At 69.4% G+C, this 26,435-nt stretch carries 27 protein-coding genes and 1 riboswitch; of the genes, 15 read left to right on the top strand and 12 right to left on the bottom strand.

The annotated features are described in order from the left end of the window. Positions 1-27: 27 nt before the first annotated feature. Positions 28-576, top strand: coding sequence for a hypothetical protein (locus FCN22_RS19805; RefSeq protein ID WP_202911707.1), 549 nt, complete (start codon positions 28-30; stop codon positions 574-576). Between the two features lie 87 nt (positions 577-663). Here FCN22_RS19805 and FCN22_RS19800 read toward each other — a convergent pair whose 3' ends face one another. Beyond that, complete coding sequence (locus FCN22_RS19800; protein WP_137123289.1) at positions 664-1,185, bottom strand: MarR family winged helix-turn-helix transcriptional regulator; 522 nt, start codon at positions 1,183-1,185, stop codon at positions 664-666. 104 nt (positions 1,186-1,289) lie between these two features. Here FCN22_RS19800 and FCN22_RS19795 point away from each other — a divergent pair, with 104 nt between their 5' ends. The 3 genes from FCN22_RS19795 (at position 1,290) to FCN22_RS19785 (ending at position 3,657) form a co-directional block, all read left to right on the top strand. Continuing rightward, positions 1,290-1,865, top strand: a complete 576-nt coding sequence (locus FCN22_RS19795; RefSeq protein ID WP_137123288.1) for an NADPH-dependent F420 reductase — start codon at positions 1,290-1,292, stop codon at positions 1,863-1,865. Positions 1,866-1,981: 116 nt separating this feature from the next. Then, positions 1,982-2,512, top strand: a complete 531-nt coding sequence (locus tag FCN22_RS19790; RefSeq protein ID WP_137123287.1) for a VOC family protein — start codon at positions 1,982-1,984, stop codon at positions 2,510-2,512. Further along, positions 2,509-3,657, top strand: coding sequence for a luciferase domain-containing protein (locus tag FCN22_RS19785; protein ID WP_137123286.1), 1,149 nt, complete (start codon positions 2,509-2,511; stop codon positions 3,655-3,657). The genes FCN22_RS19790 and FCN22_RS19785 overlap by 4 nt, the downstream gene beginning before the upstream one ends. Before the next feature lie 193 nt (positions 3,658-3,850). Here FCN22_RS19785 and FCN22_RS21710 read toward each other — a convergent pair whose 3' ends face one another. The 5 genes from FCN22_RS21710 to FCN22_RS19765 form a co-directional block, all read right to left on the bottom strand. Continuing rightward, positions 3,851-4,303: a class I SAM-dependent methyltransferase gene (locus FCN22_RS21710; RefSeq protein WP_162308265.1), complete on the bottom strand. Its 453-nt coding sequence runs from the start codon at positions 4,301-4,303 to the stop codon at positions 3,851-3,853. A gap of 148 nt (positions 4,304-4,451) precedes the next feature. Further along, positions 4,452-4,580, bottom strand: a complete 129-nt coding sequence (locus tag FCN22_RS22600; RefSeq protein ID WP_274381646.1) for a hypothetical protein — start codon at positions 4,578-4,580, stop codon at positions 4,452-4,454. Continuing rightward, complete coding sequence (locus tag FCN22_RS19775; RefSeq protein WP_137123284.1) at positions 4,577-6,277, bottom strand: ribonucleoside-diphosphate reductase subunit alpha; 1,701 nt, start codon at positions 6,275-6,277, stop codon at positions 4,577-4,579. The genes FCN22_RS22600 and FCN22_RS19775 overlap by 4 nt, the downstream gene beginning before the upstream one ends. After that, positions 6,277-7,275 carry a ribonucleotide-diphosphate reductase subunit beta gene (locus tag FCN22_RS19770; RefSeq protein ID WP_137123283.1) on the bottom strand — a complete coding sequence of 333 codons (999 nt, stop codon included), beginning with the start codon at positions 7,273-7,275 and terminating at the stop codon, positions 6,277-6,279. The genes FCN22_RS19775 and FCN22_RS19770 overlap by 1 nt, the downstream gene beginning before the upstream one ends. A 105-nt stretch (positions 7,276-7,380) precedes the next feature. Continuing rightward, positions 7,381-7,522, bottom strand: a riboswitch (cobalamin riboswitch). A gap of 140 nt (positions 7,523-7,662) precedes the next feature. Then, positions 7,663-9,612, bottom strand: a complete 1,950-nt coding sequence (locus tag FCN22_RS19765) for a heavy metal translocating P-type ATPase (RefSeq protein ID WP_137123282.1) — start codon at positions 9,610-9,612, stop codon at positions 7,663-7,665. Positions 9,613-9,790: 178 nt separating this feature from the next. Between FCN22_RS19765 and FCN22_RS19760 the strand changes: the two genes are divergently transcribed. Both FCN22_RS19760 and FCN22_RS19755 read left to right on the top strand, forming a co-directional pair. Next, entirely contained in the window at positions 9,791-10,150 is a 360-nt protein-coding gene (locus FCN22_RS19760; protein ID WP_137123281.1) for an ArsR/SmtB family transcription factor, read from the top strand. Between the two features lie 67 nt (positions 10,151-10,217). After that, the gene (locus FCN22_RS19755; RefSeq protein ID WP_137123280.1) at positions 10,218-11,462 is read left to right on the top strand and encodes an MFS transporter; all 1,245 of its coding nucleotides are present in this window, start codon (positions 10,218-10,220) and stop codon (positions 11,460-11,462) included. Between the two features lie 13 nt (positions 11,463-11,475). Here the strand turns inward: FCN22_RS19755 and FCN22_RS19750 are convergent, their stop codons facing one another. The 3 genes from FCN22_RS19750 to FCN22_RS19740 all read right to left on the bottom strand — a co-directional run bounded on the left by FCN22_RS19750 (position 11,476) and on the right by FCN22_RS19740 (position 15,331). Then, positions 11,476-12,480, bottom strand: a complete 1,005-nt coding sequence (locus FCN22_RS19750) for an EamA family transporter (RefSeq protein ID WP_238384866.1) — start codon at positions 12,478-12,480, stop codon at positions 11,476-11,478. 149 nt (positions 12,481-12,629) lie between these two features. Continuing rightward, positions 12,630-13,901: an ergothioneine biosynthesis protein EgtB gene (egtB, locus tag FCN22_RS19745; RefSeq protein WP_137123279.1), complete on the bottom strand. Its 1,272-nt coding sequence runs from the start codon at positions 13,899-13,901 to the stop codon at positions 12,630-12,632. 77 nt (positions 13,902-13,978) lie between these two features. Next, the gene (locus FCN22_RS19740) at positions 13,979-15,331 is read right to left on the bottom strand and encodes a dihydrolipoyl dehydrogenase family protein (RefSeq protein WP_137123278.1); all 1,353 of its coding nucleotides are present in this window, start codon (positions 15,329-15,331) and stop codon (positions 13,979-13,981) included. A gap of 139 nt (positions 15,332-15,470) precedes the next feature. On the opposite strand from FCN22_RS19740, the gene FCN22_RS19735 reads away from it, so the two are divergent. After that, positions 15,471-15,872, top strand: a complete 402-nt coding sequence (locus tag FCN22_RS19735; RefSeq protein WP_137123277.1) for a heavy metal-responsive transcriptional regulator — start codon at positions 15,471-15,473, stop codon at positions 15,870-15,872. Positions 15,873-15,880: 8 nt separating this feature from the next. Here FCN22_RS19735 and FCN22_RS19730 read toward each other — a convergent pair whose 3' ends face one another. From FCN22_RS19730 to FCN22_RS19720, 3 genes are all read right to left on the bottom strand, one after another. Beyond that, positions 15,881-16,162, bottom strand: coding sequence for an anti-sigma factor family protein (locus tag FCN22_RS19730; protein ID WP_202911704.1), 282 nt, complete (start codon positions 16,160-16,162; stop codon positions 15,881-15,883). Next, positions 16,159-16,740 carry an RNA polymerase sigma factor gene (locus FCN22_RS19725; protein ID WP_202911703.1) on the bottom strand — a complete coding sequence of 194 codons (582 nt, stop codon included), beginning with the start codon at positions 16,738-16,740 and terminating at the stop codon, positions 16,159-16,161. The genes FCN22_RS19730 and FCN22_RS19725 overlap by 4 nt, the downstream gene beginning before the upstream one ends. A gap of 83 nt (positions 16,741-16,823) precedes the next feature. Next, a complete protein-coding gene (locus FCN22_RS19720) occupies positions 16,824-18,314 on the bottom strand; it encodes a dihydrolipoyl dehydrogenase family protein (RefSeq protein WP_137123276.1) in 1,491 nt (496 codons plus the stop codon). 434 nt (positions 18,315-18,748) lie between these two features. Here FCN22_RS19720 and FCN22_RS19710 point away from each other — a divergent pair, with 434 nt between their 5' ends. Genes FCN22_RS19710 through FCN22_RS19680 form a run of 8 tightly spaced genes read left to right on the top strand, consistent with a single transcriptional unit; the run spans position 18,749 to position 26,057 of the window. After that, entirely contained in the window at positions 18,749-20,209 is a 1,461-nt protein-coding gene (locus FCN22_RS19710) for a hypothetical protein (RefSeq protein WP_202911702.1), read from the top strand. Next, positions 20,200-20,994, top strand: coding sequence for an MTAP family purine nucleoside phosphorylase (locus FCN22_RS19705; RefSeq protein WP_137123275.1), 795 nt, complete (start codon positions 20,200-20,202; stop codon positions 20,992-20,994). The genes FCN22_RS19710 and FCN22_RS19705 overlap by 10 nt, the downstream gene beginning before the upstream one ends. Continuing rightward, positions 20,991-21,647, top strand: a complete 657-nt coding sequence (locus tag FCN22_RS19700; protein WP_137123274.1) for a TIGR04282 family arsenosugar biosynthesis glycosyltransferase — start codon at positions 20,991-20,993, stop codon at positions 21,645-21,647. Before FCN22_RS19705 ends, FCN22_RS19700 begins: the two co-directional genes overlap by 4 nt. Beyond that, entirely contained in the window at positions 21,644-22,396 is a 753-nt protein-coding gene (locus FCN22_RS19695; RefSeq protein ID WP_137123273.1) for a TIGR04283 family arsenosugar biosynthesis glycosyltransferase, read from the top strand. Before FCN22_RS19700 ends, FCN22_RS19695 begins: the two co-directional genes overlap by 4 nt. Continuing rightward, positions 22,393-23,814, top strand: coding sequence for an MFS transporter (locus FCN22_RS19690; protein ID WP_137123272.1), 1,422 nt, complete (start codon positions 22,393-22,395; stop codon positions 23,812-23,814). Before FCN22_RS19695 ends, FCN22_RS19690 begins: the two co-directional genes overlap by 4 nt. Beyond that, positions 23,811-25,484, top strand: a complete 1,674-nt coding sequence (locus FCN22_RS19685; protein ID WP_137123271.1) for a radical SAM protein — start codon at positions 23,811-23,813, stop codon at positions 25,482-25,484. The genes FCN22_RS19690 and FCN22_RS19685 overlap by 4 nt, the downstream gene beginning before the upstream one ends. A 21-nt stretch (positions 25,485-25,505) precedes the next feature. Further along, positions 25,506-25,634: a hypothetical protein gene (locus tag FCN22_RS22595; protein ID WP_274381644.1), complete on the top strand. Its 129-nt coding sequence runs from the start codon at positions 25,506-25,508 to the stop codon at positions 25,632-25,634. 27 nt (positions 25,635-25,661) lie between these two features. Beyond that, positions 25,662-26,057: a thioredoxin domain-containing protein gene (locus tag FCN22_RS19680; RefSeq protein ID WP_137123270.1), complete on the top strand. Its 396-nt coding sequence runs from the start codon at positions 25,662-25,664 to the stop codon at positions 26,055-26,057. Positions 26,058-26,435 lie beyond the last annotated feature (378 nt).

The raw sequence follows: 26,435 nt of genomic DNA, 5'->3' as shown, positions 1-26,435 counted from the left end.
CCAAAGTGATCACACTCCAATGGTCGAGTGTTCACTTTTCACCGCCGAAACTGTCCAATCTTCGAGCGCCGTCGACACCCGCTGCTCGACCTCGCAGTGAGCTCTCCCGCTGTCGAGCTGCGTTTCGCGACCGACGACCTCCTCGACGAGCTGGCCGAGGTGGTTCGCGCAGGGAAGACCCACGCGCAGCCTGCCCCGTACGACGACCCGATGTCGTTCTACGAGGAGGATCCGGGTGTCCGCGTTGCCCGCTGGTTGCGAGCCATCTGGCGTCGCCGCGGCATGGTCGACGAGCACATGTGGCGGCTCTACTTCATCGCCGTCGTCGAGGGGAAGGCCGTCGGCTTGGGAGCCAGCGAGGCAGGCAGTGACGCGTTCGTCGACAACGAGCCCTCCAACGCCGTCTCGCGCACGCTGGGCTACGAACCCAACGGGACGGACTGGGCGACACGGCAAGGCGAGCGAGCCCAGCTCCAACGGTGGAAGCTCACCCGTCAGGCATGGCAGGCCAGTCGCCGCGACGACATCCTGATCCACGGGATCGAAGCAGCAAGAACGCTCCTTCCCCTGGGGTGAGGGCCGCCCACCTTCAGTCGGGCCGACGGAAGTCGGTGAGGTCCGGAAGCTTCACGAGACGGCGCGACGCGTACGCCGCGATGCCCCCTACATCCGTGCAGCAGATCCACAATTGTTGCCCGTCTTCTCCGGGTCATACAGCGCGGTCATCAGGCGGTCGGGGTCCAGCCGGGTCAGCAATGCCTCGCCGATGCCACGCAACTGCTCGAGCTGCTCAGGTGTGAGCGGGTCGAGGATGTACCGGCGGACGGTGGTGACATGGCCGGGAGCAGCGGCGACGACGGCGTCCCACCCTTCGTCGGTGAGCCGCGCGTTGGTGGCACGGCGGTCCTCGGGACACGGCAGACGTTCCACCAGCCCCCGGTCCTCGAGGCGACGTACCACATGGGAGAGCCGCGGCAGCGTGGCGTTGGTGCGCTGAGCCAGCGAGGTCATCCGCAAGGTGTGCTCCGGCGCCTCCGAGAGCATCGCGAGCACGAAGTACTCGAAGTGCGTCAATCCCGCCTGAGCGCGCAGCTGCGCGTCCAGTAGGCCAGGCAGCAGCTCCACTACCGCCACCAGCCGCAACCACGCAGCGCGCTCGCGCTCGTCGAGCCATTGAGTCTTCATGGGCCGAGTCTAACCCGTTAGTTGACGGAACAACCAAAGCGTGTAGAGTGTTAGTTGAAACAACAACCATTTCGCACTCCACACCTCACTCTCAGGAGCACTTCATGACGAACCTCTCCATTCTCGGCACCGGCAACATGGGCCAGGCGATCGCAGCCGTCGCCGCGAAGGGCGGCCACTCCGTCCAGCAGCTCGGCGAGAACGACACCAACACCCCTGTCACCGGCGACATCGTCGTCCTGGCCGTTCCCTACCCGGCCATCAGCGACGTTCTCGCCAAGCGGGGCGACCAGTTCGCTGGCAAGATCATCGTCGACATCACCAACCCGCTGAACTTCGAGACCTTCGACTCCCTCGTCGTCCCTGCCGACAGCTCTGCAGCGGCCGAGATCGCCGCGGCGCTGCCGCAGTCGCGAGTCCTGAAGGCGTTCAACACCACGTTCGCGGGGACGCTCGCGGCCGGCACGGTCGGCCCGCTCACCACCACGGTGCTGATTGCCGGCGACGACGCTGACGCGAAGGCCACCCTGGCCGACGTCGTGACCTCCGGCGGGCTCAACGCCATGGACGCCGGCGCGCTGAAGCGTGCCCGCGAGCTCGAGGCGGCTGGCTTCCTCCAGCTCACCCTCGCCGCGGCCGAGAAGGTCTCTTGGACCGGTGGGTTCGGCGTCATCGCCTGACGTTTCGCCAGCCCGAGCGCCGCGACCGCGTCGTCCACACGGCCGCCTGAGCACCGGCCACGGAAGCCACGCCACCGGCGACCTCATCCCGCACGCTGCTGAAGGAGTCACTCATCATGTCGTTCTCACCGGTCCGTCTCAACCACGCGGTGCTGTTCGTCGCCGACCTCGAACGTGCTGAGAGCTTCTACACCAGCGTGTTCGGGATGCAGGTCGTCGTCCGGGAGCCCCGCGCAAGCGCGGCGTTCCTGCGGCTGCCCCGTTCAGGGAACCACCACGACCTCGGCCTGTTCGGGGTCGGTTCGTCCGCGCCGCCGAAGCGCCGCGGCGGGATCGGGCTGTACCACCTGGCCTGGCAGCTCGACACCGTCGAGGAGCTCGCCGCCGCCCGGCAGTCGCTGGTCGAGGCCGGCGCCTACACCGGGGAGTCCAGCCATGGCGCCACCAAGAGCGTCTACGGCGCCGACCCTGACGGCAACGAGTTCGAGATCATGTGGATGCTGCCGCGGCAAGCGTGGGGCGCGTACGAGAACGCCGCCCCCATCGACGCCCTCAACCTCGACGCCGAGCTCGCCCGCTGGTCGGGGGTCCGCACCGCCGGCCGCATCGGGCTCGAGGCCGAGACAACCGAGGGAGTCACGTCGTGACCGTCTTCGCCGAACCGGTGGTGGTGTGGGCCGCTCCCAATGACCCGGCTCAGCCGTTGGTCGTGCTGCTGCACGGACGGGGCTCTGACGAGGCCGGAATCATCGGCCTCGCCGCCCACCTGCCGACCGGGCCGTCATACGCCGCAGTCCGGGCGCCCATCGCGGAGGGCGGGGGCTACGCGTGGTTTGCCAACCGCGGCATCGGTCGCCCGGTCGCGGAGTCGCTGGCCGAGACGATGGCGTGGTTCCGGTCTTGGATCGACGAGGTCGCCCCGGCTGGTCGGCCGGTGGTCCTGGTCGGATTCAGTGGGGGCGCCGCGTTCGCCGGTGGGCTGGTGCTCGACGACCCTCGGCGGTTCGCCTCCGCGGCGATCCTGTACGGCACCCTGCCGTTCGACGTCGGCGTCCCGGTGACACCGGCCCGGTTGTGCGGCGTGCCGGTGTTTGTCGCCCAGGGCGAGGCCGACACCGTGATCCCCCGTGAGCTGTTGGGCCGCACCTGGTCCTACCTGCTGGGCGAGTCCGGCGCGCCGCCGTACGCCCGACGCGACCCGGGCGGCCACGGCATCACCGCCCGGACCGTCGCTGAGCTCGGCGGATGGATCGGCGAGCGCCTGGAGTTCCTCTCCCGCCGTAGCCCGCTGGACCCCGGTCCTACCGCATGGTCGCACCTGCCGCATGGAGCGCTCCCGAGCCGGGCTGGCGTCCGACCGGAGGTGTCGTGGACGATCCCGCAGGAGCAGCGCACCGACAACAGCCCACCCGCGCTCCAAGAGCGGTTGTGGGAGCGAATCACCGGGCTGCCCGGGGTCTCCACACGCCAGTCGGCGATCTCGGTGCCTGGCGCGCGGGGGTTCATGGTCGCCCGCGGGACAGGTGTGCCCCCGGATGCGTTCCTGGTGCCTCGAGCCGGGGAGTTTGCCCACCTCCACCCCGGCCATGACGGGTCGCTGCACCTGGCGCTTCCGCCGGTGCTCTCCGCCGACGCCGTTGCACGAGGATGGGCCGTGGCGCACCCGCTGGCGGGCATCCGGCTGGCCCGCGGCATGGTGATGATCTACGGCCCCCGCGACGAGGCAGAGCTCGACGTCGTCTCCGGCATCGTGGCCACCAGCCACGCCTACGCCACCGGCACGCTGACCTGACCCCACGCGCGGCGGCAGGCTCTCCAACACCAAGCTACTCAACTGACGCTGCTCTAGCGGCCCAGCCGAAGCATCGCCCCGTTGCGGATCGGCCCACGGGACTGGAGGGGCCAAAGGTTGTGCGCTCGGTGGCACGCAGCTGAGCGGGTGGGCCGTTGCGCCCGAGGAGTCGGAGAACTCATGGCCGCGGTGATCAATGTGCGCGGCTGGCGCGGTAGTAGGCCAGGGGTGCGATGGGCTTGGTGAGTTGAGCGATCTGTGCTGGCTCGCGCAGTCCTGCCTCGCGCATCAGCGTCGGGATGCGATCTTCCCAGTTGTCTTTCAGCTTGTGGCTGCGGCGTGCGATGCGGGCCAGCCCGTGCAGGTGTTGGCTGTTGCCACCGAAGTCGACGAGATGTAGCGACCCCCCGGAGCGCAGCGGGCGGAGCATCTCGCGCAACGCCTTCACGCGAGTCGTGACGTCGAGGTGGTGGAACATCAGGGCGGACAGCACGCGGTCGAAGCTGGCTTCTGGATAGGGCAGTTGGTTGGCGAAGCCGCGATCGAGCTGGAGGTCCAGCCCGATGCGGCGCGCTTTGCGCGCGGCGCGCGCGAGGGGCGGGCTGAGCAGTGCGGCGCCCCAGCGCAAGCGACTTGGAAAAACCAAGTACTTATGGTTGGAAATACCAAGCAAACTTGGGAGGCCAAATGCCTGACATGCCCGGTACATCTGGGCGTCTGACCGGACGGACGACCTCACCACACCCGGGATGACCGAGCACACCACCGGCCCCGGTTGCCGTTCGACGACCGGCTCACCCCTCGCAGGCGGCGCAGTCGACGCCGTTCTCGATGGCGCAGATTGCTGCCGGGGTCCAGTCGTCCCAGGTGAGGCCGTCCAGTGCGTCCGTGTCGATGTCCGCGGTGGTGGTGTCCTCATTCATGATGCTGTTCCCTTCTGCTTGCTAGCTTGGATACCGGCGCGCGAGCGGAGGTAGTAGAGGCTCTTGATGTTGGGGTCGAGTAGAGCCTTCTTGTGGATCTTGCTGATGTACTGCGGGGAGGCATCGGCCTGGAAGAACAGGTTGAGTGACTGCGACTGGTCGATGAAGACCTGCCGGTCGGCGGCACGGTCGAGCAGGATCTCCTGGTCGATCTCATAGGCGGTCTTGAAGACGTCCTTCTCCTGGTCGTCGAGCCAGTCGACGTGCTGGACGGAGCCGCCGTGGTTGACGATGTCGTCGATGTGGCTCTGGCCGTAGAGACCGCGGTCCTTCATGAGCTCGACAAGGTTCTGGTTCGCCCGGGGCATCTCGCCCGCTGAGGTGGTCTGGTTCCACACGTTGGCCACGTAGGGCTCGATGCCCTGGCTGGTGCCGCCCACGATCACCGCCGTGCTCATCGTGGGAGCGATCGCCATCAGGTGGGAGTTGCGTCGGCCTACACACCACGGCGGCACGCCGGCCTTTTCGCCCATCCATCGCGATGCGGCGTCGGCACGGGCGTGGATGTGCTCGAAGATGTCCTTGTTGAGCGCGGCCGCCTTGTCGGACTCGAACCCGATCCGCTGCTTCTGCAGGTAGTCGTGGTAGCCCATGACCCCGAGACCGAGGCTGCGGGCCTTCTCGGTGTAGCGCACCGCGCGCTCCAGTCCGCGGATGGTACGGGCCTTGCGCAGGAACGCCTCGGCGACGGCGTCGAGGAAGACGCATGCGACGTACGCGGTGTCCTGTTCCTTCCATTCGTCGTATGTCGAGAGGTTCAGCGAGGAGAGCACGCAGGTGTAGGAGTGCTCCTCGTCACTGAACAGCGTGATCTCCGAGCAGAGGTTCGACGCCTTGTTCTTCAGGCCGTTGGTCTTGTAGGACTCGGTCTGCATCTCGTTGACCGTGTCGACCTTCCAGATGTAACCCTTGCCGAGCACGACGCGGATCTTCAGGACGCGCTGGTACCGCTCCAGGGCGTCCTTGTCGCCGGCGAGCATGCGGTCGATGAAGGCCTGGCTGAAGATCCAGCCGACGTTCCTGTTGGCCGGCTCGCGGAAGATCAGGTCGGCGAGCTCGAAGAAGTCGGGATGGTCCACCGGCAGGTAGCCCGCCCAGGAGCCTCGGCGGGTCGCGCCTTGGCTGATCTGGTTGGTCATCTCGACGAAGTTGCAGAAGACCGGGACGACGCCGTTGGCCCTGCCATTGTCGGAGAACTTCGCGCCGCGGGGGCGGATGTCGCCGAGGTAGGCCGAGGTGCCGAATCCGTTTTGGGACAGGATCGCAGCCTCCTTGAGGGTGTCGTAGAAGCCCCAGACGGAGTCCTCGACATAGGAGCCCTCGCACGAGACCGGCAGACCGCGGTTGGTGCCGAGGTTGGCCAGGACCGGGGTCGATGGGGAAAGCCAGCCGTTCCAGATGGCCTCGAAGAAGAGCTCGGTCCAGGACCTGCCGTTCTCCCGGGCATACAGCCCGTCGGCCAGCTTGCCTGCGGTCGCGGCGATCGTCTCATACCGCTCGCGGACGCTCTGCCCGGCGACTGTGTACTTCGCCTTGAACATGGCATAGCCGGCGGTGGTCATGAAGCCCGGCACGGTGCCCTGCGCCTGCAGCGCCTTACGCTCCGAGGAGAGCGTCTCCCAGTTGTTGTCAGCCATCAGAACTCGAACTCCGTCTCTCCGATGGTGCGGTTGTACTCGTTGCCGGTGACCTGGAAGAAGTCGTGGAACTGCGTGCCGTTGATGCCGTTGTAGAACCATTCGGCGATGGGGTTCGACTCGATCTCGAACAACGGCTCCATCCGCATGTTTCCCAGCGTCATGTTGACCCGGGACTTCACGAAGGCCTCCAGGTCGGCCTGCTCGATGCAGGCGATCGGCCCGTGCGCGAAGAGCATCTCCACGATGCGGGCCTCGTGGGCGTAGAGGCACTCGGCGACCTTGCGGACCCGGGCGAACAGGTCGTCGCGCTCGGCCTCGAACTTGTCACGCGAGACTGTGGCCTCGTACTCGCCAAGGGTGGTGTTGAAGAGCCAGGCGCCGCCGGTGGCGTGCAGGTTCTCGTCACGAGCAGAGAAGTTGATGCCGCTGATGACGTTCTGAACCAGGTTCTTGCCACCGGACTGGAAGTGTTTGAGGAAGGCGAAGTTGGAGTAGAGGACACAGTTCTCCATCAGCGTGAACACGCTGAGTGCATACAGCAGGTCCTCCTCGCCGATGGCATCCCACACGAACTGGATACGGTCGGCCAGCACCGGGTCGTTCTTGTAGGAGTCGTAGAACTCCTCGGTGTCGATCATCAGCGTCTTGTTCAGCTTCGAGTAGAACGGCGCGTGCATGTTCAACTCTGCGAACGAGAAGGCGTTGGTCATCATCTGGATCTCGGGCCGTGGGAACGCATGGAAAATGCGGTCGCCCCACACCTCGCCACCGAGGATCAGCTCGTAGATGGTGAACAGCTTCAAGGTCGTCTTGACCGCCGCCTGCTCAGCGGGGGTCATGTTGACCAAGAAGTCCTGCTTGTCGTTCTCGACCGGGATCTCCTCAGCGGTCCAGAAGATGCTGCGCTGCTTCTTCGCCAGGTCTTCGGCCATGGTGTAGTCGAAGACGTAGGCGGACTTCTCGGTTCGGATCGGGAGATCCGTGGTGTCGATCATGCCCTCTGTCCTCTCGTCAGTGGGGCGATGAGCGCATCCACGACAGGAGGAAGGAGCGACGACTCCATCGATCCTCTGACCTTCCCTCGAGGTCGCGGACCTCACCGATGACGGTGAGCACTGGCAGGTGTCGGACTCAGCGCTCCTGGAGCACTTACCGTTGCGGGGCAGTCCCGGATTCTCACCGGGTTCCCTCTTACGACGACGACTCTGGCTGAGTCGCCGAACCAGCTGCGAGCACCACTATATGCGGAAATCACACCCATGCAACTACCTAGATGTAGTGGTCGCGAAGAATTGTTCGCCGCCGTGTCGCGCCCCCGCTGACGCCCGGCCCACTCAGCGCTGAGGGGTCGTGACCGGTGCGGCTCGTGCTGTGCCGGTTGGTCAGCGCTGCGCGCCAGGTGACGCTCGCACCTGGTCTGGAAGGGCGGTGCTTCGGGGAGCCTGGCGGCCGGGGACGAGGCGGGCGGAGTTGAGGATGAAGGCGGATTCGCTGCCGACGTGGACAATGGCGGCCAGGACGGGCCCGAGGATGCCCAGGGCGGCCAGGGCCATGCCGACCAGGTCGACGGCGATGGTGCCGATGAAGTTGGCCAGCACGATCCGCCTGGCCCGGCGCGCGATCCGCAGGGTCTGGGTCAGGTCGGCCAGATCCGCGCTGATCAGGATGACGTCGGCAGTTTCCCGGGCGATGTCGGTGCCGGTTCCCATCGCGATGCCCACGTCCGCCTTCGCGAGGGAGGGGGCGTCGTTGACTCCGTCGCCGACCATGGCCAGCCGGCGCCCGGACTGGCGGAGTGCTTGGACGTGGCCGGCCTTGTCCGCTGGCAGGAGCTCGGCGTGGACCTCGTCGATGCCGACCTCGTGGGCGACAGCCTGTGCGGTCTGGGCGGTGTCGCCGGTGATCATCACCGTCTGCAGCCCGAGCCGGTGTAGGTCGGCCACGGCCTGCCGGGACGAGGCACGGACGGTGTCGGCCACCAGGATGGAGCCGGCATAGCGGTCACCGATGGCAACGTGGACCGCGCTGCCGCCGCCATTGTCCTGGGTGGGGGTGGTTGCCTCGGGGACGAGGCGCGTGTTGCCTGCCCGCACGCGGTGGCCGTCGACGGTGGCGATGACCCCGTGGCCGGGTTGGTAGTCGAAGTCGGCTGCTGCGCGAACGGGCAGTCCCCGGTCGGCGGCGTGTCCGGTGATCGCCCTTCCGATGGGGTGCTCGGAGTACCACTCGGCTCCGGCCGTCGCGGCGAGCAGGCCGTCGACGGTGATGCCGTCGGCAGGCCGCACGTCAGTGACTCGCAGCACACCGGTGGTCAGGGTGCCTGTCTTGTCGAACACGACGGTGTCGACCGTCGAGAGCCGCTCCAGGTAGGTGCCTGCCTTGATGAACGCCCCGGAGCGGGCCGCCCGGCCGATCGCGGCGAGCGAGGCCAGCGGTGTGCCCGCGGCGATCCCGCAGGCACCGGCGACCACGACGACAGAGATCGTGGGCTGCCAGTCCCGGGTGACCAGGTACGTCACGGTGGCGCCGGCCAGGGCGAGGTAGACCAGCCAGGCGGCGAACCTGTCGGCCCACCGCTGGGCCGGGGTCTGTGCGGACTGCGCGGCGCGGACCGTCTCCACGATCTGGCCGTAGGAGGAGTCCGCGCCCACCCGCTCGGCACGGACCTGCAGCGCGCCGGTCTGATTGACCGACCCGGCATACACCGACGAGCCGACCCGCACGTCCACCGGCATCGACTCACCGGTGATCCGGGACTGGTCCAAGCTGGAGGCCCCGGCCACGACCGTCCCGTCCACCGGGACGCCACCTCCGGGCGAGACGACCACCACCTTCCCCGGCGCCAGCGCGGACAGCGGCACCGAGGTGACGCCCTCACCGTCAACGACGTCCACCGTGGTCGGCAGGAACGCCATCAGGTCGGTCAGCGCGTCCCGGCCACGGTCCAGCGACAGGTCCTCCAGGATCTCCGCGGCGAGCACGAACACGGTGATCACCAGCGCGGTCACCCAAACCCCGATCGCCGCCGCGGCCGCGATCGCGATCAGCATCGACAACTCCATGCTCATCCGACGGTCGCGGACGTCACCCCACGCCTCGGCCAGGATCGGCCAGCACCCGATCAGCAGTCCGACCACCGCGGCCGCGGCCACCACCGCCGGCGGTGCGCCAGTGCGATCGAGCACGGCGACACCCACGACGAAGCCCGCCACCACGGTGGTGCGGACCAGGTCGCCGCGGTCGATCCTGCCCCACCAGCCCTGTGGTCCGACCTGCGCCGGGCCCGCAGGCGCCGTCGTGGCGTGCTCGGTGGTTGCGCGTGACTCAGTCATCAACAGCCACGCCGGCACGAGGTGTGGTGACCCCGGGCGCGCACCGGTCCCGAGCAGCCATGACCACGCGGTCGGCGACTAGCGGCAGAGGGCTGTCTGGTCTCGTCAACACCCGGCCACGATAACAGGCATACATGAAGAAGTGTTCACCCAATCCGTGCTTGGTACACTGCGCGGTATGGGTCACGGGGTGCGCGGCAGGGTCGGTCCGGCGGTGCTCGACGGGGCCACCGCCAAGACCGTGGCCGCCACCTTGCAGGCGCTGACGACGCCGAGCCGGCTGCTGATCCTGGCCCGGTTGCGCCAGTCACCGGCCAGCGTCGGTGAGCTCGCCGAGCAGGTGGGGATGGAACAGTCCGCGGTCTCCCACCAGCTGCGGCTGCTGCGCCACCTGGGGCTGGTCGAGGGCGAGCGACACGGGCGCAGCATCACCTACAGCCTGTATGACGACCACGTCGCCGAGCTGCTCGACCAGGCCGTCTACCACACCGAGCACCTACGGCTCGGGGCCCGGGAACTGCCCCACCAGACCGGCTGACCGCACGGCCCTGTCCGGGACGGGGTCCCCGGGCCCACCACGGACCGCGGCAGGAAGGACCGGCCAGATGGACCAGACGTCGGCCGAACCGTCTCCTTCGGGGCCGTCGGCACATGACGGGCGCCGAAACCGGTTGAGCCCGATGCGCTTCGTGCTCGGCTTCGGGGTGGTCGCGGGCCTGGGCGACTTCGTCTATGAGGGCGCCCGGTCGGTCATCGGCCCCTACCTGGCAACGCTAGGGGCCAGTGCAGTCGTCGTCGGGGTGCTCACCGGCGCCGGTGAGGCGGTCGCGCTGGTCTTCCGGCTGGCCACCGGGCCGCTGGCCGACCGCACCCGCCGCCCCTGGCCGATCACCATCGCCGGCTACGCGATCACCATCGTCGCCGTCCCGCTCCTGGCTGCGAGTCAGTTGCTCTGGCAGGCGGGCGTGCTGGTCATCGGGGAGCGCTTCGGCAAGGCGGTCCGCAGCCCGGCCAAGGGCACGATGATGGCCGCGGCCAGCCACAGCCTCGGACGGGGACGTGCGTTCGCGATCCAGGAGGCACTCGACCAGTTCGGTGCCGTCATCGGCCCCTTGGTAGTCGCCGGCATGGTCGCCGTGTCCGGGTACCGGCTCGGCTTCGCGGTGCTGGCCGTCCCGGGCGCGGCCGCCCTGGTGGTGCTGGCCGTGCTGCGCCGCGCGGCCCCACACCCCCACGACTACGAGGAGGACGCGGCACGATCCGCTGCGGCGCCGGCGCCGTCGCATGGTTCGCTGTGGCATTTCTCGGCCGGGTTCTGGGGCTACAGCATCTTCACCGCGCTGACCATGGCCGGGTTCGCCACCTTCGCCGTGCTGGCCTACCACCTGCAGGTGAAGCACGTGATCCCCAGCTACCAGATCCCGATCGTCTATGCCGTCGCCATGGGCGTCGATGCGATCGCCGCACTCGCCTCCGGATGGGTCTACGACCGCATCGGACTGCGTGGCCTGATCGTCCTGCCCCTCCTGGCGGCGCCGATCCCGGCCCTGTCCTTCTCCACCAACGCCGCCCTGATCTGGGCCGGCGCCATCGTCTGGGGCGCCGCGATGGGCATGCATGAGTCCACCATGAAGGCCGCCATCGCCGACCTTGTCCCCGCCGAGCGCCGCGGCACCGGCTACGGCGTATTCACCGCTGTCTACGGACTCGCCTGGCTCGCCGGCTCCGCCGCGGTCGGCGCCCTCTACGAGGTCTCGGTCAGCGCGACGGTCCTATTCACCGCCGTGGCCCAGACGATGGCCCTGGCGGCCTTCCTCCCCCTCGTCCTGCGCCGAAGCCTTCCACGATGAGCAGACCCTCGTCCTATCTGGTGTGGTGGCGATCGCGGTGGTTGGTGACATGCAGGGGCGTGCCGGCCCGTCGGTGGATGGCCACTTGAACCACGGCCGCGCCGGCCAGAACGGCCAAACCGCCGAGGAGTTGGGGCGCCGTCAGTGACTGCCCCAGCAGCCACCATGCCAACACGGCTGCCACCCCCGGCTCCAGCAGGCCGAGCACGCTGGCCGCCGAGGGTGGGAGATGTCGCAGCGAGGCCAGCCCACACAGGTAGGGGACCACCGTCGAGACCACGGCAAGCATCGTGATCACGAACCAGACGGGCAGGACGACGCCGCCCAGCAGTGCCGACGCGTCAAGACCGCTGAAGGGGACGGTCCACGGAGGGATGGTGAAGCTGACCGCGAGAAGTCCGATCAGCAGGCTCACCGTGAGGACGCCGAGCGGGTCACAGGTGGTGACCACCCGCTGTCCGATCAGGAAATACCCGGCCGCGCACAGTGCTGAGCCGAGTCCCTCGAGCACACCGATCGCGTCCAGAGTGCCCACCTGCCACACCTGGGCCGCCGCTGCCAGACCGGCGATGGCCAATCCGATGCCCAACCACACCGCCACGGGCAAGCGGCGCCGACGCACGAACCGCACCCACAAGGCGACGAACACAGGAGCGGTTGCCTCCAGCAGCATTGCTACAGCGACCGGCAGCCGCGCTACGGCTGCGAAGAAGAACCACTGTGCACCCGCGACCCCAAAGAGCCCGAAGCCGAGCATCTCGACCCAGTCGCGACCGTGAAATCGTAGGGATCCCGGACGCAGCGCGAGGGCGTTGACAAGCGCCAGCACCGCGGCCAAGCCGATCCGCAGCCAGGTGAGCTGTCCCGACCCCACACCGGCGTCCATGACCGACTTCGCCAACGGACCCGAACTCGCGAACGCGACTGCCGCGGCGACCGCCAAACTCGTTCCGACGGCACCAGATGCTCCGGCGCGCCTCTCCGCGGCTGCCCTGCGTGGCTGGCCGGAGCCGGTCACGACCTCCGCAAAACCGTTGTGTCCCGATGAAACCCGCCGCACTCAGCCGCCTCGATCCGATCACTTCGGGCGCTCGTGCGTGATCGGTCTGCCGGGTGCGGCAACGGCCCTGGTCCGTGGCAACGCCTGGAGACCGGACCGAGACCATCTTATCGAGCGTCGGCGAGGCGGACTCCGGTGACCGGCCAACGTGCCCCGGGGGGAAAGAAGTTGCGGTAGGACGAGCGTATGTGTCCGGGGGGCGTCAGGGCACACCCGCCCCGCAGCACCATTTGCCCGGACATGAACTTGCCGTTGTATTCGCCGATCGCTCCGCTCGGTGGGTGGTAGCCGGGATAGCCGAGGTAGGCCGAGGTGGTCCACTCCCAGCAGTCGCCGAACACCTGCCGCAGGCCCCCGGTCGCCGGCCCGGCCGGTCGCGGATGCCAAGCCCGGCGATCGGCCAGGTTCGCCGATGCCATCACCGTCGACTGGTCTTCCAGCTGGGCGGCGTGCTCCCACTCGGCCTCCGTGGGCAGACGCTTGCCGGCCCACGCGGCATACGCGTCCGCCTCATAGTGGCTGACATGGCACACCGGAAGCTCCGGGTCGACAGGCCTGGTGCCGGTCAGGGTGTGCTCAAGCCACACCCCGTCGCGCTCCGTCCAGTAGAACGGCGCCCGCCATCCGTCGGTGCCCACACGCGACCACCCGTCGGAGAACCAGAACTCGGAGCGGGAGTAGCCACCGTCCGCCATGAATGCCAGCCACTCGCCGTTGGTCACCAGCCGATCCGCCAGACGATAGGGCGCCAGGAACTCCTGGTGCAGAGGAAGCTCATTGTCGAAGCAAAAGTCTCCCCCGGAGGTTTGATGACCGATCTCGACCAAACCGCCTTCGTACTCGCGCCACCCGAGCGGTCCGGTTGCGCCTCCCACCGGCCCGCCGGCATACGACGGCTGCAGTGGATTGAGCGAGAGCACGTGCTTGATGTCCATGAGCAGCAGCTCCTGGTGCTGTTGCTCATGATGAAAGCCGAGCTCGATCGTCGGGGCGAGCTCGGACAGGGCCCCGTCGTCGAGGCGGCCGAGCAGATCACGCATCCGGCCGTCGACGTTGTCCCGGTAGACCCCGACATCCTTCGCGCCGGGGCGGGAGATCACGCCTCGCATCGGGCGCGCATAGCGGGGCCCGACGGACTCGTAGTAGCTGTTGAACAAGAACCAGTACTCGTCGTGGAATTTCGCGAAGTCGGGTTCGTGCCCTGCCAGCACGAAAGTCTCGAAAAACCACGTCACGTGAGCGCGGTGCCACTTGGTTGGGGAAGTATCCGGCATCGACTGCACGGTCTGGTCCTCCGCGGAGAGCGGGGCTGCCAGATCCTCGGTGTAGGAGCGGACCTGGTCATACCTCGTGGTCAGTGTCTCGGCGTCGATGTTCATGTCTCCCATCCTTACGCTTTCACGGTCTCTTCGGCGCCCACGGGCCCGGTCGAGTTCGTCCGAACCGCCTTGCGAAGTCAGAGCAAGGAGCCGAGGTCTGAACCGACGGTGGGGTACAGGGCTGTCATCGACTTCAGCTGGCGGCTGGTGAGGTCTAGTTTCATCGCGAGGGCGAGGAGGTTGACAAGTTCGCCGTAGTCGGGGCCGAGCAGGTGGGCGCCGACGATCTGGTCGCTGGCGCGGTTGATGAGGATCTTGGCGGCGGCGGTGGTCTCGCCGACCCGGTAGCTCGAATACCAGCCGCTGGTGTCGCTGTAGCGGACGTCGACATCGATGCCGCGCTCTCTGGCTTCGTGTTCGAGCATGCCCACTCGGGTGAGCTCGGGAATGGTGAACACGCCGGTCGGGACACCGGCGTAGTCGGGCACCATGGTGGCGCCCTTGAGCATGTTCGATGCCGCGACCTTGCCTTCGAAGACCGCAACCGGGGTGAGTGGCATCCCGGGGCTGTTGGCAGCGTCGCCGGCGGCGTAGACCGCAGGGTTGGTGGTGCTTTGAAGGTGACCGGTGACCTGCACCCCGTGCTGGTTCCACGCCACGCCGGCCGCGTCGAGGTCCAGGCTCGACAGGTCGGGGATGCGGCCGGCGCCGTGGACGACCAGGTCGAACTCCCGGGTCTCCACCTGGCCGGCCCGTACGAGCCGAACCTGGTAACCGGTCGCGCTCTTGTCGATGAATTCGATGCTGGTTCCGCGCTCCAGTGCGATCCCTGCTGCCTCGCTGCGGGCGACCAAGAGCTCGACGAGGTCCGGGTCGAACGCCTTCAGTGGGCGCGATCCGCGGTCGATGATGACTGGCGTGCTGTTCGCCCGTGCACAGATGTGAGCGAACTCGAAAGAGACGAAGCCACCGCCGACGAACAGGATTCGCGGGGGCAGTACCCCCAGGTCCAAAAACTCCGTGCTGTCGATCAGGTGCGTGGCGCCGGGAAAGTCCAGCGGCCGTGGGCGGGCGCCGGTGGCGATCAGGAAATGCTCGCCTGTGTAGGCGCTGTCGCCGACCTGAATGCTGTTGCTGCCGGTGAACCGGACCAAGCCGTGGAGCGTGTCGACGCCCTTCCCGGCCAGCCGGTCCTCGATGTTGCGCGGCACCGGGTCGGTAAAGCCGTGCTTGTGCTTGATCAGGTCGGCCCAATTGATCGACAGGCCATCGTCGTCGATGCCCTTGCCCCGCATCAGGCGGGCGCCGTCGATGATCTCTGCACCGCGGCGCAGAATCTTCTTCGGGTCGCATCCGCGCAGCGCGCAGGTCCCGCCGTAGGGCAGGGCGTCGACGATCGCGACCTTCCAGCCCTGCGAGGCGCATTTGTCGGCCGCGGAGACACCGGCCATCCCGGCGCCGACCACCACAAGGTCATAGTTGCGACCCATCAGGCCCTCCCCGTCGCGGTGGTGAGTGCCGCTCGGAGCCGTGGCAGCGTGGGCGCCCCGACCAGGCCGGTTGGTGTGTGCATGCCAACGAACGTAAACCCTGAACTGTGGTGCAAGGTCAAGGGCTAGAGTGGACCGCATGCTGATCGGAGAACTCGCCGATGCGGCGGGCACGTCCAGCCCGACGATCAGGTTCTACGAGCGCCGCGGGCTGTTGCCCGAACCCGCACGCGGCCCCAACGGCTATCGCTTCTATGACGAAGCCACGCGCAACCGTTTGAGTTTCATCCGCGCCGCCCAGGCGGCCGGCCTGACCCTCGCCGAGATCGGCGGCATCCTCGATCTTCGCGACGACGGCAACGTCCCGTGCGCCCACGTCACGGCCCTGATCGAGGGCAAGCTCGCCGACCTGCGCGCCCGCATGCGCGATCTCGCCGCCTTGGCAGCAGAGCTTGAGCAGCTCATCGAACGCAGCCACCGCCTCAGCCCCGCCGACTGCACCGAGGCAGACGTCTGCCGCATACTCTCGGCAACCGAGTAGGGGACTGTTCAGGTCCGCTGGCGGGGTAGTGCCTCCGCGAAGGCGGTGAGCCGTTCGAGGGCCTCTGCGGGCGGTTCGGTGGCGTGCCGGCACACGGCGGTCTTGATCTGTTGGTAGATGTGGGCTTGGAGTCCGCAGGCGCGGCAGGCGTCGAGGTGCCGGGTGATGCGCTCGGCGAGGGCGGGGTCGGCCTCGCCGTCCAGGTAGCGCTGGAGGTGCCGCCGGGTCTGCAGGCAGCTGGTGACCAGGGAGTCGCCGAGCATGCGTCGGTGCATGGCCAGGTTGTTCATGGGTGTCTCCGAGGGGTGAGGCCGGCTTTGCTGATGCGACTGCGGATACGTTTGCGGGCTCGGTGCAGCCGGCTGGTGATCGTGCCCTCCGGGACGCCGAGGGCCGCGGCGGCTTCGGCGTAGCTGAGCTGGTCGACATCGATGAGGATCACCACGGCGCGCAGCTGGGTGGGCAGGTCGATCAGCGCAGCTTCGACGACGCTGTCGAAGGCTCTGTCCATGACCTGCTGCTCGGCCGAGGGGACGACGGGTGCCAGGTGCCGTTCGGTCGCGTCTGCGGGGTCGTCCAGCAGGCTTGGCCGCCGGCGCCGGTGTCGGTTGATCTCGGCGTGGCGCAGGATGGTGAGCAGCCAGGCGCGAGGGTGTTGACCGTCGAAGCGGTCCAGACCGCGCCAAGCGCGCAGGAGTGTCTCCTGGACCAGGTCCTCGGCGTCTGCGGGCTGGCTGGTGATGGTGGTCGCGACGCGCAGCATGACCGCGATCTGCGGCAGGACGACACTGTCGTAACGGGCCTGCCGGTCGGTGCTGCCGGCAGCGTCGGGTGTCGGCTCTGAGTCCGGGGACGGGGCAGGGGCCACACCGGCGGAACCCGCTGGCGGCGGCTTTCCTTCCCTGGGGTGCGAAATGGCGCTGAGGGGGAGCCGGATCGGCCGACCGGCCCTCACCGCTTCCGCGGCGGTAGTCCGTTCAGACCGCCGAGCGGGGAGCTGAGGCGGGCCCGGGCGTGGACCCAGTGGCGTCGTGCCGTGGACGCCGTGCGGACGATCGTGGACAGCGGGGGGCGGGTGAGGCTCGCGCGGACGTCAGCGATGGCGGCGTTCCAGCCGGCGTCGGCGTAGGTGGGGTAGGGATGGGTGGTGCCGGCCAGGTCCCGGATCCGCATCCGGTGACGCACCGCCAGGGTCAGCTCGGCCAGGGCCTCTCCGGCGCGGGGGCCGACCACGGTGGCTCCCAGCACCCGGCCCTTGGCGTCGGTGGCGATCGTGGTGAACCCGGCCGTGGTGGCGTCCGTGACGGCCCGGTCGACCTCGGTCAGCGACCAGGACCGCAAACGGACGCCGTCTGGGGGCCCTGCGGTGCTGACCCCGACCGCGGCCACCTCCGGTTGGGTGAAGGTCACGCGCGGCATGGTCGGGTCGATCCGACGGCGCAGCCCCAGCACGGCGTTGCTGGCGGCAAGGCTGGCGTGCGCACCTGCCAGGTGGGTGAACTGCGGGTGGCCGGTGATGTCTCCGGCCGCCCAGATCCGGGCGGTGGTCGTGCGCAGTTGCGCATCGACGCGGACGTGGCCACGCTGGTCGCACTCCACCCCCGCGGCGTCGAGCCCCAGGTGGGCGCTGCGCGGGGAACGGCCGACTGCGACCAGCAGGTGACTGAACCCCACCGTGGTGCCGTCCTGCAGGACCAGCCGGCCGCCGGCAGAGCCGGCAGCGTCGGTGGGGATGACGCCGGTGACTCCCGTGCCGGTGAGCACTCGGGCGCCGTCCCTCGCCAACGCATCCTCGACCAGTGCCGAGGCCGCCGGATCCTCCCGGGGGAGCAGCCTTCCGGTGGCCTCGATGATCGTGACCTGGCTGCCCAGCCGGGCGAACGCCTGGCCGAGCTCGCAACCGATGTTGCCGCCGCCGAGCACCGCCATCCGCGGTGGGAGTGCCCGCAGGTCCCACAGGGTGTCGCTGGTCAGGTAGTCAAGTCCCGACAGGCCGGGCAGCTTCGGCACCAGCGGCGCGGAGCCGGTGGCGATGATCGCCTGGTCGAAGCGGATCGGGCGGCCGGCGACCGTGCCGGACGCCGTTCCGGTGAAGCAAAACTCGCCGGTCTCCACCCGCACTCCGGCCCGACGCAAGGACGCGGGGGAGTCGGTCGGCTCGATGTGGTCGATGGCCGAGTGCACATGGTCCATGACGGCAGGGAAGTCGATCCGCACTCGCTCCGCGTGCACGCCGAGCCGGGTGGCGTCGCGGGCACCGGCGGCGGCCGCGGCGGCGGCCAGCAGCGACTTGGAGGGCACGCAGCCGGTCCACAGACAGTCACCGCCGGTGCGACCGCGTTCGACCAGCAGCACGCGCGCACCGAGCCCGGCCGCGGTCCTGGCGCTGACAAGGCCGGCGGTCCCACCGCCCACGACCAGCAGGTCGGCTGATGCCTTCATCCGTGCCCTTCCGCGAGTTGAGTCCCGGGGCCCCGTTCCACGCGGCCGCCGTGTCCCGAGGGTAGGCCTGCGGCGTGATCGTGGCCCGCGCCACCAGCTCGGTGCCGGCGTCGTGGTTGAAGTAGTTGGTGAACAGGTTCACGACCACGTGGGCGAAGGCCTCGGCGAGCTGTTCGTCGGACCAACCCTGGTCCAGGGCCGCCCTTTGCCCATCTTCTGCTCCAACCCTGACAGGGTGTCCTGGGCGGGCGCGGGCGCGGTGTCGACAGTGTGCACAGGAATGCGAGGCATGATTTCCTCTCCAGAGGTGGTCGCTGACCATCGGGTAACCCGGCGAGGGCGGCGATTCCTTCCGCCCGGGTGGATGGATTCGGGGCAGCGACCGGGTTTCCCTACCCGAGTGGAGAAGTTCACCGACCCGTGGAGGTGCGGCGATGAGGCTGGCAGCGGCGTTGCGGGCGTGGGAGCGGTCGACCCGGCCGGTCGATCCGGAGTTCGCGGAGGCGATGGAGCGCCGGTGGGCCGGGCTGCCGGAGGTGGTGCGCACCCCTGGGCAGGTGATGGGCCGTCACGGCGTGGGTTGCGAGGGGACTCACGGCGTGTTTCCGAAGTGCAACCTGGCGTGCACGCCGTGCTACCACTCGAGGGACGCCAACCGGGTGCGGGTGGACGGCGGTCACACGGTGACGCAGATCAGCGCACAGATGCAGCTGTTGCGACGCGAGCGCGGCCCACGGGCCCATGCGCAGCTGATCGGGGGAGAGGTGACCTTGCTGTCCCCGGATGACCACGCGGCCGCCCTGGCGGTGATGCGTGAGCAGGGGCGGGAGCCGATGAGCTTCACGCACGGGGATTTCGACGAGGACTACCTGCGGCGGCTGGCTCTGGGCCCGGACGGGCACCGCCGGTTCGACCGGCTGTCGTTCGCGGCACACTTCGACAAGCTGATGTTCGGCCGACGGGGCATCGAGCGACCGGGCAGCGAGGCCGCCCTGAATCCCTACCGGCAGCGGTTTGCGGACATGTTCGTGCGGTTGCGTCGCGAGCACGGGGTGCGCTTCTTCCTGGCGCACAACATGACGGTGACCCCGGCCAACCTTTCCGAGGTCGCCGGCGTGATCACCTCCAGCCACGGCATGGGTTTCGGGATGTTCTCGTTCCAGCCGGCGGCGTTCGTCGGCGATGACCGGCGCTGGCACGAGGACTACCGGGACGCGACACCGGATGCGGTCTGGGCGCAGATCGAGCGGGGAGCCGGAACGGCATTGGACTACCACGTGTTCGAGCACGGCGACGTGCGCTGCAACCGCACGGCCTACGGCTTCTACGTCGGCGACCGGTGGTATCCCTTCCTGGACGGTGCCGACCCGCGGGACCTGCGCACCCGCGACGCGTTCTTCACCTACCTGGGTCGCGTCAACTTCACTGGCACTCCACCAGTCACGTTGGCGATCAAGCTGGTTCGAGTGATGGCCCGGCACCCGGGGGTACCGGTGATCGGGGCGCGTTGGTTGCTCCGGACCGTGCGTCGGGTCGGGCTGCGTGAGTCGTTGCGCCAACGCCGGGTGCGGCCAGTGACGTTCGTGATGCACCAGTTCATGGATGCCGCGGATGTCGACCCTGCCTGGGCGCTGATGCAGCAGGGGCGGACCAGCAACGACCCGCACATCCGGGAAACGCAGGAGCGGCTGGCGGCGTGCCATTACGCGATGGCGCACCCGGAGACCGGGAAGCTGGTCCCGGCTTGCGTCCAACACAGCGTGCTCGACCCGGCCGAGAACGCCGAGCTGCGCCGGCAGCTGCCGATCGTGCAGGTCCGGCGGCGCGCCGCCGCCGCGGGCGTGGCTGCTGAGGCGCGTGGCGGTTCGGCGTGTGGGGGTGGCGTATGCGGATAGGGCTGCTCACCGGCTCCGGTGCCCATGATTGGCCGGGCCTGCATGACGCTGCGCGGCGCACCGTCGCCACCGAGCACGGACCGGTGGACGTGGTCGAGGGGACCGTCGCGGGTGCCGAAGTGGTGCAGGTCTCCCGCCACGGCCCGGCCCACGAGCGGTTGTCCCACCAGGTGACCCACAAAGCGAACCTGGCCGCCTTGCTGGGCGAGGGGGTCGACGCGGTCATCGCCGTGACCGTCTGCGGGGCGGTCGACCCGACCCTGGAGCCGGGCACGCTGGTGGTCTTCGACGACCTGTACTTCCCGACCAACCGGCTGCCCGACGGCAGCGCCTGCACCTGGTTCGATCAGCCGGGCGCGGCGGGGCGAGGCCACTGGATCTTCGACCGCCCGTTCAGCGAACCGCTGCGGCAGGCCTTGCTGCAAGGACACCCGGACGCCGGGATCCTCTCGACCGTCCACGACGGCGGCTGCTACGGGCACGTCGACGGTCCGCGGTTCAACACGCGCACGGAGATCGCGGCGCTGGCCCAGGTTGGCGTCACCGCGGTCAGCCAGACCGCCGGGCCCGAGGTGGTCCTCGCCGGCGAGGCCGGACTTCCCTTGGCGCTGGTGGGGTTCGTCACCGACTACGCCAACGGGGTGGCCAGCGAGCCGGAGCCGGTCCAGGCGCTGCTGGCCCGGCTGGCCGACAGCGCGACACACCTGGCGCGGCTGGTCGAACGTGCGCTGCCGCACGTCGGCGACCTCACGGGGGCCGGCGTCGTGCACCGGGTCGGGCCGTGACTGCCGTCGCCGTCATGGCCAAGGTGCCCGTCCCGGGACGGGTCAAGACCCGGTTGGGTCCTCTGCTCGGACCCGACGGGTGCGCCCGTCTGCAGCGTGCACTGATCACCCGCACCTGCACCGTGGTGGTCGACAGTGGCCTACCGCTGTTCGTCTTCCTCGACGACCCGGTGTGGTCCGAGGAAGCCGGTGGCGTCCTGCCTCCGCTGGCCCGGGTACGGCGGCAGGCGACCGGCGATCTCGGGCGGCGCATGCTCGCGGCGGTGCGGCAGGTGCACCGCGAGCAGCCGGGACCGGTGCTGGTCATCGGCACCGACGCGCCGACCCTGGCCGGCGACCTGCTGACGGCGGCGGCCACGACATTGCGCGAGGGCGCCGACGCGGTGCTCGGGCCTGCCCTGGACGGCGGCTACTACCTGGCCGGACTGGCCCGCCCGATCCCGGCGGTGTTCGGCATCGATCCCCTCCTGTGGGGCGGGGACGGTGTCCTCGCCGCGACCCAGCAGCAGCTGTATGACGTCCGCGTGCGTTGGCAGCTGCTGCCCACCCTTCGCGATCTGGACACCCCCGAGGACGCCGCCGCGCTGCTGGCCGACCCTGCCCTTCCGGCCGTGATCGCGGCACACCTGGTCCCGTCGGCGGTGCAGTCATGACGGCGGATCCGCAGGTGTCCGTGCTCATTCCGGCGCTGGACGAGGCCGACCGCATCGAGGCGTGCCTGCACCGGCTGGCGCGCGACTTCCCCGCATGTGAGCTGGTCGTTGCCGACGGCGGCAGCACCGACGGCACGGCCGAGCTGGCGCTGCGCTGGGCGAAGGTCGTCGAAACCGGCGGGGGTCGCGGGCCGCTGCTGAACGCTGCCGCCGAGGCTGCAGCCGGCCAGACACTATGGGTGCACCACGTCGACACTGTCACCGAATCCGCCGCACTGCCACAGCTATTGCGCGAGCTGCGCCGGCCGGGAGTGGTCGGCGGCGGTCTGACCCTGCGCTTCGACCGCCGCTCGCCGGGTCTGAGCTACCTGGCCTGGACCTCAAACCTCCGCGCCCGCCGGCTGGGCTGGATCTTCGGCGACCAGACGATGTTCGTGCGGCGGGACGCGCTCGAGGCTGTCGGCGGCTTCCCCGACCTGCCGCTGATGGAGGACCTGGAGGTCTGCCGGCGGCTGCGCCGGGTGGGCGAGCTGGTCGTCATACCAGCGATGTCCACCGCGTCGTCGCGACGCTTCGACGTCCACGGGACGTGGCCGATGGTCGCGTTCATGCAGTACCTCAAGGTCCGTCACCTGTGCGGTGCCGACCCCGCCGAGACTGCACGACGCTATCGCGCCGGACCGGGCCACTGGGACTCCTGGCGCCCCGGCCACCGGTCGAGCACACTGGCCTCGGCACAGCGCCCATGAACCGGCTTGAGACCGCCGGACTCGGCGCCCGGCTGGACCGGTTGCCGTGGGGCGCGCGGCACACCAGCATCATGCTCGCACTCGGGGCGGGGTGGCTGTTCGACTCCTTCGAGGTCCAGCTGTTCTCCACCGCGATCGGACCGCTGGGGGACACCTTCGGTGCCTCGGTGACCGAGCGCGACGGCGTGCTCGCGGTGTGGCTGGTGGGCATCCTGCTCGGGGCGGTGGCCGGGGGGCCGTTGACCGACCGGTTCGGGCGGCGGCGCCTGTTCGTCCTGACCCTCTCGTGGTACGCGGGATTCACGGTCTTGACCGGGCTGGCACCAAGCCTGGGGGTGGTCTATGTGCTGCGTTTCCTGGCCGCGCTGGGGGTGGGCGCCGAGTACGCGATCGTCAATGCCGCCATCGCCGAGTTCATCCCCGCTCGCACTCGTGGCCGTGCCAACGTCGTCGTGATGAGCTTCTGGCCGATGGGGGCAATCCTGGCCGCCGTGCTGGCCTTCCTCCTGCTGAACACCGCAGCCGTGGGGACGTCGGTGTCGTGGCGCTACCTGTTCCTGCTCGGTGGGCTGATCGCGCTGGTGGTGCTGGTCTTCCGGCGCCGGATCCCGGAGTCGCCCCGGTGGCTGGCCTCGCGTGGGCGGCACACCGAGGCTGAGCGCGTCGTGGCCGGCCTGGAGACCGCCTCGGGTGTCACAGCTGGCCACGGCCGCAACTTCGCAATGCCGGCAGCGCCGCCCGGCCGCCCGGTGGTCCGGGCCGCCCTGCACGAGCTGCTGACACGATACCCGGGGCGATTGGTGCTCGGCTCGCTGCTCGACCTGGCCGAGGCGTTCGGTTACTACGGGCTGTTCGCGCTGCTGTCGGTGGTGGTGCTGCCCCAGGTGGACATCAGCCAACGCGAGATCCCGTTCTTCTACATCCTGGGCAACCTCGGCGGCCTGGCCGGCGGACTCGCGATGAGCCTGCTGATCGACCGGATCGGGCGACGGGCCACGGTTATCGGCAGCTACACCGCCTCCGCATGTGCGGTGGTCGTGCTCGCCGTGGCCACCGCGACCGGGGACGGCGGGTGGGTCACGGCGGCATTCATGCTCGCCAGTGCCGCGGGCATCGCGGCGTGGACCACGGCATACCCGACGTTCACCGAGCTGTTCCCCACCCACCTGCGCGGCGCCGGCGTCGGCCTGTCCGTCGGCGTCGGCCGGGTCGGTGCGATCGCTGGCGCCCTGGTGCTGCCGGGGCTCGCCACCGCCATCGGCGCGTTCGTGTCCTATGCGCTGGTGGTGGCCTTCTGGCTGGTCGGTGCCGCAGCCATGGCCGCGTTCGCCCTGCGCGGTGGCGCCGAGGCGGCTCGCCGTTCGCTGGAGGAGCTGGCCCCCGAGCCACCCGTGAGCGTCGCCGGGGGCCGGGCATGAGAATCGCCGTCTGCGGTGGCGCGTACGCCAACCCCTATGCGTTGCAGGCCTTTGTGGACGACGCTCGACGACACGGGTGCGAGCGGCTCTACTGCCTGGGCGACCTCGGCGGGTTCGGCGCGGACGTGGACGGGCTGTGGCCGATCCTGAGCAGCAACGACGTGGTGTGCGTCGCCGGGAACTACGACGTGGCCATCGCGCGCGCCGACCCGGACTGCGGCTGCGGCTACCACGATCCACGGGACAACGCCTTCGCCCAGCTGATCTACGACCACACCCTGGCTCACACCGGCCGGCGCTTCGCCGCCTGGATGGGCGGCCTGCCCACGCAGCGCCGGCTGCGGATCGGTGGCACCGACGTGCACCTGGTGCACGGATCGCCCCTGGCCCTCAACGACTTCTGGTGGGAGTCGCGCACCGAGGAGCAGCACCGGCAGCGGGTGGCCGCCAGTGGTGCCGACGTGATCTTGTGCACCCACAGCGGGCTGCCCTGGCAGCGCCGTGTCGGAGCCACCCTGGTCGTCAATGTCGGTGTCATCGGCAAGCCGGCCAACGACGGCCGCACCAGCGTCTGGTATGCCGTCCTCGACCTCGGTCGCCGGGCGCCCCGCGCCGAGCTGGTCCGCCTGGCCTACGACTGGCGGGCGCAGGCCAGATCCATGCGCGCCGCAGGTCTGCCCGAGCTGTTCGTGGAGACCATCGAGACCGGGTGGTGGACCACCTGCCTGGAGGTGCTGCCGCCGGTGGAGCGGGCGCGTGGCAGGTACCACCTCTACCGCGACGAGCCAGCGGCGGGCTCCGCGAAATCCACCGACGGGTGGGCGCCGCCCGAACCCCTCGGCGGGGACACCCGCCCCGTCACCCCGCTGTTCGGCACGACGTGGTTCCCCGCACGGCTGTGGCTCTACACCAACTTCCACTGCAACCTCTCCTGCGACTACTGCGCGGTGGCGTCCTCACCCCGCGCCGCGCCACGGACTCTGACACCGCAAACCTTCCGGTACCGGGTCGAGGAGGCGGTGGCGGAGGGATTCACCGAGCTCTACCTCACCGGTGGTGAGCCGCTGCTGCACCCCGACCTTCCCGAGCTGCTCGAGACCGCCACCGCCGCGCTACCGACCACCCTGCTGACCAACGCGATGCTGCTGCGCGGCCGCCGACTCGCCCGACTGACCGAGCTGATCGACCGGCCCCTGACCATTCAGACCTCTCTGGACGGAGCCCTCGCCGCCACCCACGATGCGCACCGGGGGACCGGCTCCTGGCAGCGCACCATCGAGGGCATCGCACGCCTCGCCGACCTCGGTCATCCACCTCTGGTGGCGCTGACCGAGACCGAGAAGAATCGCGCCGAGGTCCCGGCCGTCGCCGCGCTGCTGGAGCGGATCGGCGTCCCTGCCGACCACCTGGTTGTCCGTCCCCTGCTGCGTCGTGGCGCATCGGCCGGCGGCGTCGAGATCGGCGACGACAGCAGCATCCCCGAGCTCACCGTCACCACCGACGGGCTGCACTGGCACCCTGCCGGCGCCGACGTGGCCAGCAGCCCGGACATGCACCTGGCCGGTCCGGGCACGGCCCTCGCGGAGGGCAAGCGGCTGGTGACCGAGCGGTTCCTCGCGGCGCGGCTGGCCGACGGGACCATCCCGCAACCGGTGAACTGCGCCATCTGACCGACCAGCAAGGAGCCTGCCGTGCCCGACCTGAAGCACCCGCACCTGGATCTCGCCGACCTGACACTCACCGGGCCGCAGGGGCACCCCATGCCGCTGAGGCAGCTCACCGGAGTCAATGTCCTGGTGATGTTGCGGCATCGTCATTGACTGCCGTGCCAGCAGCACCTGGTCCAGGTGCACCAGCAACCGCGTGACCCGAGGATCGGGCTGCTCCTGGTCGGCTTCAGCCCCATCGCCCCGCTCACTGCGATCGCCCGTCATCTGGGGTGGCCGGGGGAGGTCCTGTCCGACCCCGACCGGGACCTCTACGGCCGGCTCGGCATCGGCCGGGCTCCGTGGTGGCGGATCTACACCCCCCGAACCCTGGCTATCTACGCCCGGGCGCTGCGGGGCGGACGTCGTCTGTCTCGTCCGGTGGAGGACACCCGCCAGCTCGGTGCGGACGCCATCACCGTGGGGTCGACCGTGCGTGCGGTCTGGCGCCCGCGCAGCCCCGACGACCGTCCCGACGCGGCGGATGTCATCGCGCGGGCCACGGAGACCCTGCACGAGATCGGTCGGACTCGTTGACTGCCTCTGGCGAGGCCGTCCCGGATCCGGATGCTGGCCCGCCGGATTGGGTCCGGCAGGCCTGCAGGGCTCAGCAGGTGGGGCAGGCCGTGGGTTGCCTTGGCGCACGTGTGGCTGGTTCCAGAACGAGTGCCAGCCGGGTGGCCAAGCGCGTGGGGCGCGGGTCGAGCTGTCGCCTCCTCGCGCGGGGTCCGGTGGTTCGCCGGAGTTGCTGGATGTGCGCGTCGGCCAAAGCCTGGGCGATGTAGGGATGGACAAACATGACGTGCTCCTGTGTCTCGAGTTGCCTGTGGTGGGTTAGCCTCGCCGTTTCATGGTTCGGGGGTTGACACGGGCCTGTAATGCACGGAAGTGCCTGTCCGGCACGGGAAACTTGGG

It is taken from the genome of Segeticoccus rhizosphaerae (assembly GCF_005222685.1).
Classification (GTDB): Bacteria; Actinomycetota; Actinomycetes; order Actinomycetales; family Dermatophilaceae; genus Segeticoccus; species Segeticoccus rhizosphaerae.
Note: the sequence above shows the minus strand (reverse complement) of the source record. Positions and strands in the feature narration are given on the sequence as shown.

What these genes read in the sequence shown, in the direction of transcription:
- FCN22_RS19800 (WP_137123289.1), bottom strand. Translation starts at nt 1,185, where the DNA reads ATGAAGACTCAATGGCTCGACGAGCGCGAGCGCGCTGCGTGGTTGCGG.
- FCN22_RS19795 (WP_137123288.1), top strand. Translation starts at nt 1,290, where the DNA reads ATGACGAACCTCTCCATTCTCGGCACCGGCAACATGGGCCAGGCGATC.
- FCN22_RS19790 (WP_137123287.1), top strand. Translation starts at nt 1,982, where the DNA reads ATGTCGTTCTCACCGGTCCGTCTCAACCACGCGGTGCTGTTCGTCGCC.
- FCN22_RS22600 (WP_274381646.1), bottom strand. Translation starts at nt 4,580, where the DNA reads ATGAATGAGGACACCACCACCGCGGACATCGACACGGACGCACTGGAC.
- FCN22_RS19775 (WP_137123284.1), bottom strand. Translation starts at nt 6,277, where the DNA reads ATGGCTGACAACAACTGGGAGACGCTCTCCTCGGAGCGTAAGGCGCTG.
- FCN22_RS19770 (WP_137123283.1), bottom strand. Translation starts at nt 7,275, where the DNA reads ATGATCGACACCACGGATCTCCCGATCCGAACCGAGAAGTCCGCCTAC.
- FCN22_RS19765 (WP_137123282.1), bottom strand. Translation starts at nt 9,612, where the DNA reads ATGACTGAGTCACGCGCAACCACCGAGCACGCCACGACGGCGCCTGCG.
- FCN22_RS19760 (WP_137123281.1), top strand. Translation starts at nt 9,791, where the DNA reads ATGGGTCACGGGGTGCGCGGCAGGGTCGGTCCGGCGGTGCTCGACGGG.
- FCN22_RS19755 (WP_137123280.1), top strand. Translation starts at nt 10,218, where the DNA reads ATGGACCAGACGTCGGCCGAACCGTCTCCTTCGGGGCCGTCGGCACAT.
- egtB (WP_137123279.1), bottom strand. Translation starts at nt 13,901, where the DNA reads ATGAACATCGACGCCGAGACACTGACCACGAGGTATGACCAGGTCCGC.
- FCN22_RS19740 (WP_137123278.1), bottom strand. Translation starts at nt 15,331, where the DNA reads ATGGGTCGCAACTATGACCTTGTGGTGGTCGGCGCCGGGATGGCCGGT.
- FCN22_RS19735 (WP_137123277.1), top strand. Translation starts at nt 15,471, where the DNA reads ATGCTGATCGGAGAACTCGCCGATGCGGCGGGCACGTCCAGCCCGACG.
- FCN22_RS19730 (WP_202911704.1), bottom strand. Translation starts at nt 16,162, where the DNA reads ATGAACAACCTGGCCATGCACCGACGCATGCTCGGCGACTCCCTGGTC.
- FCN22_RS19720 (WP_137123276.1), bottom strand. Translation starts at nt 18,314, where the DNA reads ATGAAGGCATCAGCCGACCTGCTGGTCGTGGGCGGTGGGACCGCCGGC.
- FCN22_RS19710 (WP_202911702.1), top strand. Translation starts at nt 18,749, where the DNA reads ATGAGGCTGGCAGCGGCGTTGCGGGCGTGGGAGCGGTCGACCCGGCCG.
- FCN22_RS19705 (WP_137123275.1), top strand. Translation starts at nt 20,200, where the DNA reads ATGCGGATAGGGCTGCTCACCGGCTCCGGTGCCCATGATTGGCCGGGC.
- FCN22_RS19695 (WP_137123273.1), top strand. Translation starts at nt 21,644, where the DNA reads ATGACGGCGGATCCGCAGGTGTCCGTGCTCATTCCGGCGCTGGACGAG.
- FCN22_RS19690 (WP_137123272.1), top strand. Translation starts at nt 22,393, where the DNA reads ATGAACCGGCTTGAGACCGCCGGACTCGGCGCCCGGCTGGACCGGTTG.
- FCN22_RS19685 (WP_137123271.1), top strand. Translation starts at nt 23,811, where the DNA reads ATGAGAATCGCCGTCTGCGGTGGCGCGTACGCCAACCCCTATGCGTTG.